This window comes from Shewanella sp. SM73 (assembly GCF_025653795.1).
Lineage (GTDB): Bacteria > Pseudomonadota > Gammaproteobacteria > Enterobacterales > Shewanellaceae > Shewanella > Shewanella oncorhynchi.
Genome location: NZ_JAKKRY010000003.1, coordinates 277,181 through 291,388 on the forward strand (window position 1 = coordinate 277,181; position 14,208 = coordinate 291,388).

A 14,208-nucleotide genomic window follows, 5' to 3' on the forward strand; every position below is an offset into this window, starting at 1 on the left:
AGCATCTAAATTTAAATATGACTGTATACCCATCCAGTTCCGCTCATTCATGAAGACTCACTAAAAATAAGGTTCATCGATAAGAACTGTTAGGGCAAATAGTTCGTCAATTTTCGATTCACTAAATAAATGCTAGCAAGCTTTGGGGCAATAGCTTTTTAGCTAAACGAACTGCGAAAGTGATAGTTAGGATTGGCATTGCAGCTACAGTGATAGTTGACATGATGGGTGTCGCCGTCGAGCCTATAGGGATACTTCTTATTAAATAAAAAATCGGCGAGTCACTGGGAAACAATGACAATTAATGCCGCACAGCTAGCTTTTTGCATCAGTTATTGATGCCGGAATTTGTCATTAAAAACTTACCTAAGATTGGTATTGCAGTACCTGTGACTATCTAAAAAGGATGCTTTAGTCGCGCATTAAGGTGTTGTGCTGAACTGGCATAAATAGCCAAAGCATTTTATTTACTGGGCATGAAAGGGCATAATGCGGCGCTTACTATTTGAGATACAAGGAATAACCATGAAGTACTTGGTTAGCGTAGTTGCATGCTGTTTATTATCGGCCTGTTCTTTTGGGGATGCTGATGTTGAGTTTACGCCTGAAAAAGGGGAAGAGCGCTCGTATCAGCTGTATAGCACAACTAACATCACTGTAGACAATGGTCAGCGTACCGAAACGGTTAACGCCACGTCACATCAATTGCTGCGTTATAAGGTCCTCGAAACAGGCAAAAACAGTCGGTTTCAAGTGCATGTCGATTATATGAACATGCGCGATGGCCAAGGGAGCGGCGTCAGTAGTGGCCAGCGGGCCGATCGTAATCCAGAAATGCACGCTATTTTCTCGCAGGGGTTTGAATTTACGTTAAATCTAGACGATGGCAGCGTTAAAGAATTCAGTGCATTGAACAAACCGGTATGGCAGGCCCTGCTGGCTGAACGCGGCGCAGAGCTTGAGCAGGAACTGAAAAAGCTCTTTAGCTCATCGGCCTTCCTTAGCACCATACCCGCCAAAGCAGGGGCGGTCGTCGCGCTTCCTGCCTATCAAGACCACGCCAATGCCAAGCTTACTGTATTGCAAGTCACTGATACGCATGTGTTAGCCAAAGTTGAAAGTGGCGGCGAACAAGCCAAAATATACGGTCAGTTGATGTTAGAGCGTGAGCGGGGTTGGTTAGCGCAGTTAGCCTTAGTGGCGGAAGCGCCGTTTGAGCGCTACGGCTATAAGGGCACTGTGCGCAGCAACGTTATTATGTTGCCGCAGGAGCGCCAGTTGGGCGATCTGACGCAGTATTTAGGTTTTTATGATTTCCCAGTATTTGAGTATCAAAAACAACCTGACGTTGTGTTGGATAACGTCAATAAGACCTTAACCCAAGATGCTGTATTTGCCTATGATGCGGGCTACTTTTACCAGCAAGATGATTTATTAAAGCTGACTTATCAGTATGACTTTTCAGGTTTTAAACCCGAAGGCGGGTTTAGCTTAACCGATATCACAGCACACAGTGCGGATGGCACAGTACTGCCGCTGCAATTGAGCAAGGTAGGCAGTTATAGTTATCCAGAACAGGATGGTTTCCATCAGTCTGAGCAGCAGAATTTGCTTATCGGTTGGAATGCGCCGAATGACCTCTTAGCTCAGGTTGCTGAGTTTCGCGCGACTGCCCATTATCGCGGCGCGAAATTAGTCAAACTTAACCTGACCCCCGATCCCAGCAAAACTGTGGTCTTGCAGTATGAAGATATACAGCTGGAACTCTCGCCAATCCCAGATAAATCATTCAGTTATTTGCTGAAATCGCGAGGCAGCACTGACAAATCTTGGTTATACCGGCGCTTTGACGGTGCCGAAGGCGCTATGGTGAAATATCTTTCACCGCCGCCCACTGGGCCGGATTGGTTAACCCCGGCAGAGCAAAATATGGTGGCGTTGGCCTCAGCGGCACAATATGAATCGATCACACTGTTTACCTTTCCCGCAGCGCCGCCGACGCTGACACTCTATGTGAATACTGTGGTTGACAGTGGTGAACTGACTAAGAACATTCGTTTTATTCCGACTCAAGATTACGCGCAAAATGTCGCCTATCCGCCGGCGCAGCAACAACTGCTTTATAGTGATGATATGTATGCGTCCTATGTTAATCAGCCGCAAGTTACTGCACCTGAAGACCCCGCCTTACTTGAGCCGCAAGTCGTGGCCAAATACGGCGTCAGTTTGCTGTTAACTTCCGAGCAAGCAGCAGTGTGCACGCTCAGTGTTGTCGATGCACCTAAGGTCAACGGGCACACACTGCAATGGACAAACACAAGCACTAACAACACGGGTTTTGGTGGAGGGCTGGATAAGTTTGTGCTGTACCAACTGACTAGCGCCGATGGGATCCGCCGCAATTTTTACGACATCAATGTCAGCAGCACTTTGGCCTGTACCGGTACGCCCAAATGGCAAGCGCTAGCGTATCAACCCGAGCAAAGCTGGTTGATTGATATCACTCAGTTGCCGAATGTTGATACCCATCAAACCGTGGCCGACTTTATGCGGCGCTATCGTTTTTTAAATGCGCAAAATTTACAGCTAGCTCCTGCTATTCAAGGTGACAGCAGTGATTTTTATCAGCGTCCGTTGCAGCAAGTATTACGTGAGGAACGCTGGTTTGTACTGGCGGGGCGCGCAGCACAGATAGAGCAGCTGACGATAAGCGGCGAACCGGTCAATAAACAGTGGGTTAATACATTCCCTGCGTTACCTTAAGGAGCAGAATATGAGAGTCTTATTACTATTATCTGCGCTACTTATGTCGTTTAATCTGTCGGCTGAGCGAATTTTACTCGACGAACTATGGCGGCTTAGCGATGTGCCAGGTGAAGCCATTTATTATCAGGAGCAAGCACCAACAGAGAAAGATGGCGTGTGGCCGCTACAACTCTTTTATCTGGAGACGGATAAAACCGTTTTTAAGGGCAGCGTCAACAGTCCCAATTTAGCCGAGAGTTTTATCGTTGGTGATTTCGAGTTTTTCTACCCCGATGGTCAACTGTCTCGCAAGGGCAGTAGCGATGCACAAGGGCGTTATCAGGGCACGCATCTGCATTATTGGGAAGACGGAGCGCTCTCGGGAGAGTACCACTACCAGCATGGCCAGTTGCATGGAGATCAGAAAAGTTACCATACTAATGGTCAATTAAGGGAGCTTCAGCATCGTGTGAATGGCGCTGAATTAGGATTATCGCAAAGTTATTTTAACAATGGCCAGTTGCAAACACGCGTAACCTACGGCGCTAACGGTATGGAAGGGCTATATGAAAGCTTTCATAACAATGGTCAGCCGGAGCAAACCGTTAATATGGTGGCGGGAAAAAGAGAAGGCGAGCGACTGTATTGGACAAAAGACGGCTGGTTATACACCAAAGAGTTTTATCTTAAGGGGAAAATACACGGCGAAGTGTTGATTTACCGAGCTGCCGATGTGCTGCAAGAGATTAAACACTATGAGCATGATAAGCAGGTGGGAAACCAGCAGCGTTTTGATGAACAAGGGCGGTTAGCAGAGCTGCAAAAGTATGATAAGGATGGTCGTGAAATTCAACATATTACCTATGATAATGCCAGTAACGTTGCGACCCAAACCGACACGCAATACCTCGCTAAAGGTCAGACTAGCACTGAACAGCGCTTCGATTCTGCGGGAAAGTTAACTTATCAATATCAGCAAGATACTGTAAAAGACTGGAGCTTACGTCAACGTTTTGATGCAGCAGGTGAGCTGATTGAACGTGATGAACAACTCAAGGGGCGATACGATGGCTTGTATATCGGTGCTGGCTGGAATGGTTATATCAGGCGGATAAACTACCGCAAAGGTCAAATGCACGGTGCATATCGAGAAGATAAGGCCGAGGACGGCGGTTTTGTCAGCGGCCAATATCACTTAGGGTTAAAGTCCGGCAAGTGGGTCACAAAAAACGTGGATACGACGCGCAATGAGCAGTTTAACCAACAAGGTGAGCTGAGTGGTGAACAAACAGAAATCGCAGCCGATGGCACGATAATGCGTCGAGAGTTTTATAAAAACGCTAAGTTACATGGCGCGTATTTACTGCGTGGCTTTGATAAACAACTTCAAGCCCAAGGTCAGTATGTTAACGGTCAGCGCGAAGGCCAATGGCTGCTGCAAGATGAAAGCAGCTACAGCATGGTTAAGCTCTGGCATGGCAACTATAAAGCTGGACACGAAGTGGGTCACTGGCAGGCCTTTTCCGTCAATGGCCATTTATTAGGGCAGGCCCAGTATGATGATAAAGGTCAATTGCAAGGTAAAGGCTATAGTTTTAATGAAGATGGCAGCCTGCTGCAAAGTGATGAGTATCTTGATAATCAACTGCACGGCAGGTCGGTGTACTACTTTAATGGTGAACCGTCATCCGAGTATCGCTATCAAAATGGTCAGATGATCAGCGAGTAGCACTTCATCACCTAACCACACAATCAAGCAAAAACCGACTAATTAGGTCGGTTTTTTGCTTTTTTGCATCTAGTTTGCTGCCTTGCTTTATCGTCAGGCATACGCACCGCTTGTCATTAGAGGGCTCACTTCTCAAACCCTCGTTTCGCGTTTACTAACTTGCCAGAACAAACACAATCTCAGCGTTAAACGTCAACACGCCTTTATACTTCTTCGGCTATCACAGGGGATGTTTTTAAACATGAACAATGTAGATGGGTGTACGAGCTGATTTTCAGCTAAAAGCATTATATTCATTCGTGATGGATAGTTTTACTTTTCAAACTCTTGAAAATAATTATTTATTGTGTAAAGTAGCGACCCTTGCTATTTTGTAACAAAATGATACAGAGTTGCTGTTTTATTTGTCCATTTATTGGATATCCCTTTGCGTATGTCGCCCGACACAGCTAGCAGCAGTCTTGTTAGCTGTTTTTTTTGCCTAAATTTAAATATTGTTTGTTTTTTGTTCTACAAATCCATAGGTTAACACTTAGCCTTTGGATAATTGCGGCTATGCTTATTTCTATAACAAGGTTCCGTGAAAAAGGAGCGTGAGATGAAGCGAGTATTAATTAATTTGACGGGAAAAGTGCAAGGTGTTGGTTGCCGTCATGCGACCTTGACTAAGGCCAGAGCCCTTGGTGTGACAGGATATGTAACCAATTGCCGTGATGGCAGTGTTGAAGTACTCGCCCAAGGCAGTGACATCGCCGTTAATGCTTTAATTGCTTGGTGCGAAGTAGGTGTGCCTTGTACCGAGGGATTAACAGTAACGGTAGGAGAAGACGAGGCTGATGATATCTACCTCGATTTCTCCATCGTTCAGTCTTAATTTAAACATACCGTGTTAACTTAAGAATTGTGCGGGTTGTGCGTTTGTTCAGTATTGGCCAACAGTCTGTATTGATTCGGCATTCTGATTATTTTGCATTGCACTGGGTTGCGCCATCTTGCGGATTTGGATAACCATGCCCATTTCGGGATGATCTAAATAATGGATTTCTTCACTCTTCACGCGGCGGTTTTGCTCCAAAGGCACAGACATTAAAAATGGTGTCATGACTTTGGGCGCCGTGAGTGTTGCGCTGGTATCGGCCGCATCACTGGGTACGGCTGGCATTAATTTTCTGCCTTCTTTGCGCAAGTGCAATGCGGTTTCAATATACAAATAATGGCTTAAATAGATATTCAGCGTGCCATCTAATTCCCATACCGGTGATACAGCAGGTGCAAGCATTGGCGTGCCATCGGCATTAGTCATAGGCTCTGCTTGAGCTTGCTTAATGATTTTTCTGCCATCGAAGTGATAAGTACCTGAGAAATCTTTACCCGCAAATAAGCGTATGGGTACTGAGCCACTCTTACCACGCATAGGTTGTTGCCAAGCCATGTGCAGTAAACTGCGCGTACCACGTTCGCGGGAAATACTATTGATAATGCTCGCGAACTGACTTTGGCTGCGGGTTAACAATACTGGGTTGCCATTGGCTGTAGGATAACTGATCTGTGCGCTGCTGATTTCTGATGGGATCACCGGCGGGTAACGATATTCCACACTCGCAGGCACAGCAGGCATAGGTTCTGACGTCGAGGTACCGTTTAAGGTTTCAGCGCAGTGGCTATTTGCATCGGCATCAAAGACCAGTGTGCAAGGCGCAGATGCGCTGGGTATCGGCGTGATTGCTTGCGCGATAGCGGGGGAGATTAAGTCTATTGCGTTATCGGTTTTCGTCTTGTTCGGCGTATCAGGCCATTGTTCACTTGACTGACTTTGGCGTTCAAACACATAGACTTCAACCTCGAACCAAGCTTCTGCTTGGACGACCTGACTGTGTGATAGTGCAATGAGTGTAGCGATAGAGACCGCGAGTTTACGTAACACTATTTATCTCCAAGACGATGTTGCGATAATTGTTCTAGCAAGAGTTTCACTAAAGCGAGCCTGTCTTTACTGGTTTCGGCTGCAAGGCTGAACTTTAACTTATTCGGTCCTTCCATTCGATAGATTTGTGGCTGGCTTTGGAGTAATCCAATAATAAACACAGGATCTATGACATGATCATCACTAAATTCGATGCTGCCACCTTTACTGTGCACTTCTATTTTAGTCGCACCTAAGCGAGTCGCCTCATGTTTATAGAGGGTCATTTCCATTAAGTTACGCGTCGGTTCAGGTAATAAGCCAAAACGGTCGATTAATTCGACTTTTAACTCATCCAGCGCCGCCTGTGTTTCGCACCCTGCGATGCGTTTATAGAGCGACAGACGAATATTTACGTCGCTCACATAGGATTCAGGCAGTAGGGCGGGGATACGCAGTTCAATTTCGCATTGCTGATTGAGCATTTGCGCCAGTGACGGTTCTTTGCCTTGTTTTAAGGCTTTGACTGCCGCTTCGAGCATTTCCATGTACAAGCTAAAACCAATTTTCGAAATATGGCCACTCTGTTCATCGCCCAAGAGTTCACCTGCGCCGCGGATCTCTAAATCTTGGGTCGCCAGCATAAAGCCCGCACCGAGATCTTCAAGAGCATCAATGGCTTCTAAACGTTTGCGCGCATCTGGGGTCATACGTTTGGGATGCGGCGTCATCAAATAGGCATAGGCCTGATGGTGCGAGCGTCCGACGCGGCCGCGTAATTGGTGTAACTGTGCCAGACCAAAGGTATCGGCGCGCTCAATAATAATGGTGTTGGCACTCGGAACGTCGATACCGGTTTCGATAATAGTGGTACAGACTAACACGTTGAATCTTTGATGGTAAAAGTCTGACATTACCCGTTCTAGATCGCGCTCACGCATTTGACCGTGGGCAACGACGACTCGCGCTTCAGGCAATAAATCGATAATGCCTTGGGCACATTTCTCAATACTTTCAACATTATTGTGCAGGTAATACACTTGGCCGCCACGGAGAATTTCCCGCAAAATGGCTTCGCGCACAGTCGCGGGATCTGATTCCCGTACAAAGGTTTTCACTGCTAAACGTTTGGCGGGCGGGGTGGCGATAATCGACAAATCGCGCATGCCCGACATGGCCATGTTTAAGGTGCGCGGAATGGGCGTCGCGGTCAGGGTTAAGATATCCACGTTGGCGCGCAGCGCCTTGATTTTCTCTTTTTGACGCACACCGAATCTGTGTTCTTCGTCTATGATCAACAGGCCTAAGTTTTCAAACTTAGCCTCAGATTGCAGTAACTTGTGGGTACCGATCACGATATCGACTTTGCCTTCTTCCAATTGCTGCAGCACTTGAGTCTGCTCTTTGGCGGTACGAAAGCGTGACATCACTTCAGTAACCACGGGCCAGTCGGCAAATCTGTCTTTAAAGTTTTCATAGTGTTGCTGGGCAAGCAATGTGGTCGGAACTAGCACGACCACTTGTTTACCAGCGTTGACGGCCACAAAGGCGGCGCGCATAGCGACTTCGGTTTTACCAAAGCCCACATCGCCACAGACTAATCTGTCCATTGCGGTCGGCGATTGCATATCGGCTAACACGGCAATGATGGCGCTTTCTTGATCAACGGTTTCTTCGAAGGGGAAGCCGCGGGCGAATTGAGCGTATTCTTCTTCGTCAATTGCGCAGCTTTCGCCGGGACGCGCTTGGCGACGGGCATAGACATCGAGCAGCTCGGCTGCGACGTCGCGGATTTTTTCAATCGCCTTTTTCTTGGCTTTAGCCCACGTCTCGTTGCCGAGTTTATTTAAGTGGGCGTCTTCATCGGCGCCAACACTGTAACGGCTGATGAGATGCAATGAAGACACTGGCACATACAGTTTGTCACCGCCAGCGTATTCTAATTGTAAGTATTCTGCGACCAGTCCACCCGTATCTAGGGTGACTAAGCCCCTATAAAGTGCAACGCCGTGCTCTAAATGCACTATGGGCTGGCCAACTTTGAGTTCGGCCAAGTTTTTAATCAGGGCATCATTACTGATCTGACGCTGTTTTTCACGGCGACGTTGCTGGGAAATACGATGGCCGAAGAGTTCAGTCTCACAAATGATACTGATACTTTCTTTGGCGCTGATATGCAGCAAACAACCGCGTGACAGCGGCGACACGATAAGGCCTAACTTGGCATCACTTTGAATAAATTCATCAAAATGGTTAAACAGTGCAGGTTTTAACTGAATTTTAGCGAGTAATTCAAGCAGCGCTTCACGGCGACCCTCGGACTCGGCGCTAAACAACATGCGTTTGGCGTTGCTGGCATAATCTTGCAACGCTAGCAGCGGTTGCTTTAATTTATGATTGGCGCTGATGTCGGGCAGGGTACTGGCGGCAATAACAACCGCTTTCGTTGTTTCAGTGCCATCTGTTGGCACTTGCATTTGATAACGTGGCAGCGGTTTAAAGGCGGCAAATAACTCTTCTATGAGTAAATACAGCTCTTTAGGTGCCAGTAATGGCCGCAGCGGATCGACGCGTCTGTCTTGATAGCGATGTTCGACTTCTTGCAGATGGGCGCGCGCCGACTTTTCGATATCGCCTAAGGTGACGAGTTGAGTGTCCTTGGGCAAGTAATCGAATAGGGTGGCGGTGTCATCAAAAAATAGCGGCAGGTAGTTTTCGATCCCCGCCGGCATCAAGTTACGGCTCACTAGCTGATAAACCGATTCCGGCTCTTTGACTATGACCTCGAAACGGCGGCGGTATCTTTGCCTAAAACCTTCGATGGCCGAACTGTCGGTGGGGAATTCCTTTGCGGGCAATAGGCGAATCGAGTCGACAGGTTGCAATGAGCGTTGGGTTTCGGGATCAAAATGGCGAATGGTTTCCACTTCTTCATCGAATAGCTCGATGCGCAGTGGCATATTCATCCCGGTTGGGAAGATATCCAGAATCGAACCGCGAATGGCAAACTCGCCATGTTCATACACTTGCTCCACCGAATGGTAGCCAGTGTCGGTTAAATGCTGGCGTACATCGTGTAACTTGTAGCTATCCCCCTTTTTGAGCACAAACACGTTGGCGCTTAAATAGGCCTTAGGTGGCAGGCGTATCATTAAGGTGGTGACGGGCACGATAACGATATTTTGCTCAATCTGAGACAACTGCGATAGCGTTTCGAGTCGCTGGGAAATTAAATCCTGGTGGGGCGAAAAACTGTCGTAGGGCAAGGTTTCGCGGTCAGGGAATAATCTGACCTTAATGCCTGTTTTACTGAGCAAATAACTCAGCTCTAACTCTAAGCTTAAGGCACTTGGCGTGTCACTGGTGACGACTAAGGTCGTTCCCTTATGTTGACGCGCTAAATTGGCGAGTGTAACGGCTTGGCAAACGCCGCCCACGGTGGACAGAGTCTGAATTTGAGTGCCATTTTTGACGGCTGGCGGCGTTAGGGCTGATATGTGAGTCATTGGCGTGCGATAAACTGATTCATTCACAAAGAGTTGCAGACATTGTAGAGACTTGATGGCGTAGGTGCCAGAGAAAAGTCAGCGGCTATTGACGCTCGTCTCTGGCGAGTTTGCGTAACTTGAGTTGTTTCTGTTGCACATTGAGGCTGGCTTTGACTAATTGCTCCACGTCAGATTCAAGAATTTGACTGAATTCAAAGTCGGTTTGCCATTGTAGATGTTCAGGTTGAGTATGTTGCTCTGTACTGTCATTACGACTCATATTGCCTTCGGCTTGTGCTATTTTTTGTGCTTGAGTGGCAATGACTTTGCCAAAACAGAGAATGGCAACTAATTCGTCGTGAATAAACAGAGTAATTTTATAGTGGGAGCCAATGTCTAAGGCTGTTGGGGTGAGTAATCTCAGGCCACTGCCACCAAATTGGTTACCAAAGCATTTTTCGCCCTCTTGGGTTTCTTTTTCTAATACATGTTGCAGCACTAGATCTACTTTGCGGGATTGCAGCTTTAAAAAATCCACGACAACTTTTGCCTCGTTATCTAAATGGCGCAGCTGTAGCAAGCAGTTAGCTTCGAGTGTTTTGACTTCGCTGAGCAGTTGAATGCCTAATGATTGCATTGATCTCAGAGCCATTTCTGAGGGTAATGGCTGGGAACTCGGCCATTGGCTTAGGTAGGCGGTAAAGTGGTGAGGCACACTAAAATACGGATTGGTGTCAGTGAACAAGGCTTGCCTCTTTATTTATAGGACCAATACCCCTATTATCGTGCCCATCTTCATGATTTAGCAAGTTCAGCACACAGGACGCAACCCTCTTTCAATGAATCCAGGATTCCCTTTCTATATTGGTTACCGTTATTGGCGGGCCAAAAAAGCGAACGCGTTCGCGTCGTTCATTACCTTATTTGCCGTTTCGGGCATTTTTTTAGGCGTTGCAGCCCTGATCGTTGTCAGCTCAGTGATGAATGGCCTTGAAGGCCAACTTAAGCAACGTATCTTAGGTGCAGTACCGCAATTAACTATTTATAGCGAAGCGCCGTTAGTCGATTGGACTGAGCAGGCGAGTGCGCTTAAAGCCTTACCGGGTGTGTTAGGCGTGACACCGAGCGTATCGACGCAGGCCATGGTGCAATCTGCGTCGAATATTCGTGCTGTGCAGGTTTATGGGGTGTTTCCCGAATTAGCGCAAAAGTTATCCTCCGTTGCGCAGCACACTTACTCAGGTGCATTTGAACAGTTGGCGAGTGGCGACTTCAAGGTGATTTTAGGATCTGAGCTCGCACGGCAACTCAAAGTCGCTCCCGGTGATACGGTACGATTATTGAGTGGTGATGGTGTTGTGTACTCCCCATTAGGCCCAGTTCCGAGTCAACGTAAGTTCTTGGTATCTGGCATTTTTGAAATGGGCTCTCAGGTTGATGCTGGCGTTGCATATATCCATTATCAAGATGCAAAGCGTCTAATGCGTCAACCGAGTGAGGCTATTGATCAGCTTAGACTCTATTTAACTGATCCCTTTAGCGCGCCCGCTTTAGCGTCTAAAGTGCAGGATGTTCTCGCTAAACAAGATATTAAGGTAACAACCAGCGATTGGCGCGATACCTATGGTCACTTGTTTGGTGCGGTAAAAATGGAAAAGAACATGATGTCGCTGATGCTGAGCCTGATTGTGGCCGTGGCCGCATTCAATATTGTTTCGGCGCTAGTGATGATGGTGGTCGATAAAACCACGGATGTGGCAGTGCTAAAAACCCAAGGCGTAACCACGCCCGCCGTGATGGGCATTTTTGTGGTGCAGGGGTCGCTCAATGCTGTACTTGGTTTAGTGCTTGGGCTCGCGGTAGGTATACTTATCACTTTGAATCTGAATGGCATTATGACGACCTTAGGCATTTCGATTTTAGGTGCGGGACAGAGTTTGCCAGTAAAACTGGAGTTGATGCAGTTGTCAGTGATCGTGATAGGCACACTATTGGTCACCTTGTTGGCGACCTTATATCCCGCGCTGCGTGCGGCCAGAGTGCAACCCGCAACTGCGCTGAGATACGAGTAAACCCGTGAGCTTTTATGAATAGTCGTCACCCATGGGTATTCATCCGTGAGTGATGGATTGCCAAGATGAAAATAATTTAATGCATTGATTTAATGAAATAAATTGATGCCAAAGCATGTTTAAGAGAGAACTTCAATGCAAGACGTGTTACTGCAAGTGCAGAGTGTCAGTAAGAGTTACCATGATGGCGCCGTGACCACGCAAGTGTTGTCTAATGTCGATTTGCAGGTGTTTAAGGGCGAACAGTTGGCGATTGTCGGCAGCTCAGGCTCAGGTAAGAGCACACTGCTGCATATTATGGGGACTTTGGATGAGCCAACCGCGGGCAAAGTCTTGTTGCTAGGCGAAGATTTATACCAAGTGTCTAGTGCGCGTCAAGCGCAGATCCGCAATCAAGATCTCGGCTTTATCTATCAATTCCATCATTTATTGCCTGAATTCACTGCGCTAGAAAACGTCGCTATGCCGGCATTTATTCAAGGTAAAGACCGTAAACAAGCGCTCGCCGATGCCAAAGTCTTATTGGAGCGGGTAGGGCTAGGCCATCGCATGACCCACATTCCCGCCGAACTATCGGGCGGCGAACGTCAGCGTGTCGCTATCGCAAGGGCGTTGATTAATAAACCTAAGTTAGTGCTGGCCGATGAACCTACGGGTAATTTAGATGCTAACAGTGGCGATGCGGTTTATGAGTTGATCCGAGAGCTGGCCGATCAGTTAGGTACGGCGTTTGTGGTGGTGACCCATGATCATAAATTGGCTGCCCGTATGGACCGCCAACTGATGATGAAAAACGGTTACTTGCAATTAGCGGCGGAAACCCAAGTATGAAAGGACCGTTAGCCCTATCTATTGGTTGGCGTTTTTATCGCGCCCGCCAATCCAACAGTTTTATTAGTTTTATTTCCTTTGCATCGACTGCCGGTATCGCTTTAGGTGTGGCGGTATTGATCATAGTTCTGTCTGCAATGAATGGTTTTGAGCGCGAGCTAGAGCAAAGATTACTGGGTGTAGTGCCACAGGCGGACATTGTCGGGGTGGACGAACCTATCGTCAATTGGCAGAGTGTTGCGCAAGGTGCGCTACAAATTGAAGGTATTCGTGGTGCAGCCCCCTTTATCCGCATGCAAGGTTTAGTGCAGAAGCCAGGTGGTTTTCAAGGCTTAGCCGTGGTGGGTATTGATCCGAAAGAAGAAACGAAGGTTTCAACTTTGTCACAGTTTATGAGTGATGCAAGCTGGCAGAGTCTGAGCCAAGATGAGAATCATATCGTCCTTGGCGAGAGTTTATTGACTAAGTTGGGGCTTGAGGTGGGTGATACGCTGGCCTTATATGTGCAGGATATCGATCCAGACGCGGCAGGCAGTTTACGTGCTGCGAAGAGCCATCGTTTTGTGGTGTCAGGCACCTATCATCTGGGCGGCGAGCTTGAACTGACAACCGCTTATATTCCATTGCAATACGCGGCGCAGATCTTGAACATGAATAACGGTGTAACGGGTGTGCGTATTAGCGTCGATAAAGTGTTTGATGCACCAGTAAAAGTGCGCGAACTCGGTTATGCGCAAAAGCAGTCTGTGTATATCAGTGACTGGACTCGTACTCAAGGGCATTTATATCAAGATATTCAGTTAGTTCGCACTGTGATGTATTTAGTTTTAGTGCTCGTGATTGGTGTGGCCTGCTTTAACATTGTCTCCACCTTAGTCATGGCGGTGCGGGATAAAGCGTCCGAAATTGCGATTTTGATGACCATGGGCCTGAGTCGTTTGGCTGTGATGGGGATTTTCATGGTGCAGGGCGCGTTAAATGGTCTGCTTGGCTGTGGCCTTGGCGGCATTATCGGCATTAGTGTGGCGCTGAATTTAAGTGCGATTGCGAGCTCAGTTGAGCAGTTACTCGGTATTCAACTGCTCTCGGCCGATGTTTACTTTGTCGATTTTTTACCGTCTGAATTGCATGTTTCGGATGCGGTACTGGTGATTGTGATGGCGTTTGTGATGAGTTTAATCGCGACTTTATATCCCGCTTGGAAGGCGAGCCAAATTGCACCAGCACAAGCGTTAGCGGGTAGATAACTGGATAAGTGGTTGTTCGTCCTGTTAGCCGATTTGGGCTGAAATCAGTGCAGATGTTTTCAGGACACTCCTTTCTTCCCAATGACTATTGCTTAATTACTATACTATTTCTAAATACGATATTGTGGCGACTGAGGACTTGATGACTCGAGTACTTAAGGCTTTAGAATGAAAACCACATAAACAAAAAGGC

9 protein-coding genes are annotated in these 14,208 nt (G+C 47.3%); 6 read left to right on the forward strand and 3 right to left on the reverse strand.

Features of this window, described 5'->3' with window-relative positions; all coding sequences use genetic code 11:
* Positions 1-525: 525 nt before the first annotated feature.
* The 3 genes from L5M51_RS06535 to L5M51_RS06545 all read left to right on the forward strand — a co-directional run bounded on the left by L5M51_RS06535 (position 526) and on the right by L5M51_RS06545 (position 5,348).
* Positions 526-2,763, forward strand: coding sequence for a hypothetical protein (locus L5M51_RS06535; RefSeq protein ID WP_263172018.1), 2,238 nt, complete (start codon positions 526-528; stop codon positions 2,761-2,763).
* 10 nt (positions 2,764-2,773) lie between these two features.
* A complete protein-coding gene (locus L5M51_RS06540) occupies positions 2,774-4,474 on the forward strand; it encodes a toxin-antitoxin system YwqK family antitoxin (RefSeq protein WP_263172019.1) in 1,701 nt (566 codons plus the stop codon).
* A 598-nt stretch (positions 4,475-5,072) separates the two neighbouring features.
* The gene (locus L5M51_RS06545) at positions 5,073-5,348 is read left to right on the forward strand and encodes an acylphosphatase (protein WP_028759808.1); all 276 of its coding nucleotides are present in this window, start codon (positions 5,073-5,075) and stop codon (positions 5,346-5,348) included.
* 48 nt (positions 5,349-5,396) lie between these two features.
* On the opposite strand, the gene L5M51_RS06550 is transcribed toward L5M51_RS06545, so the two are convergent.
* The 3 genes from L5M51_RS06550 to L5M51_RS06560 all read right to left on the reverse strand — a co-directional run bounded on the left by L5M51_RS06550 (position 5,397) and on the right by L5M51_RS06560 (position 10,610).
* Entirely contained in the window at positions 5,397-6,398 is a 1,002-nt protein-coding gene (locus L5M51_RS06550; RefSeq protein WP_263172020.1) for a peptidoglycan binding protein CsiV, read from the reverse strand.
* Entirely contained in the window at positions 6,398-9,883 is a 3,486-nt protein-coding gene (gene mfd, locus L5M51_RS06555) for a transcription-repair coupling factor (protein WP_263172141.1), read from the reverse strand. Before mfd ends, L5M51_RS06550 begins: the two co-directional genes overlap by 1 nt.
* Before the next feature lie 85 nt (positions 9,884-9,968).
* Complete coding sequence (locus tag L5M51_RS06560) at positions 9,969-10,610, reverse strand: hypothetical protein (RefSeq protein WP_263172021.1); 642 nt, start codon at positions 10,608-10,610, stop codon at positions 9,969-9,971.
* Between the two features lie 94 nt (positions 10,611-10,704).
* On the opposite strand from L5M51_RS06560, the gene L5M51_RS06565 reads away from it, so the two are divergent.
* The 3 genes from L5M51_RS06565 (at position 10,705) to lolE (ending at position 14,015) form a co-directional block, all read left to right on the forward strand.
* A complete protein-coding gene (locus L5M51_RS06565) occupies positions 10,705-11,937 on the forward strand; it encodes a lipoprotein-releasing ABC transporter permease subunit (RefSeq protein ID WP_219234114.1) in 1,233 nt (410 codons plus the stop codon).
* A 135-nt stretch (positions 11,938-12,072) separates the two neighbouring features.
* Positions 12,073-12,768: a lipoprotein-releasing ABC transporter ATP-binding protein LolD gene (lolD, locus tag L5M51_RS06570; RefSeq protein ID WP_028759813.1), complete on the forward strand. Its 696-nt coding sequence runs from the start codon at positions 12,073-12,075 to the stop codon at positions 12,766-12,768.
* Entirely contained in the window at positions 12,765-14,015 is a 1,251-nt protein-coding gene (lolE, locus tag L5M51_RS06575; protein ID WP_105252620.1) for a lipoprotein-releasing ABC transporter permease subunit LolE, read from the forward strand. Before lolD ends, lolE begins: the two co-directional genes overlap by 4 nt.
* Positions 14,016-14,208 lie beyond the last annotated feature (193 nt).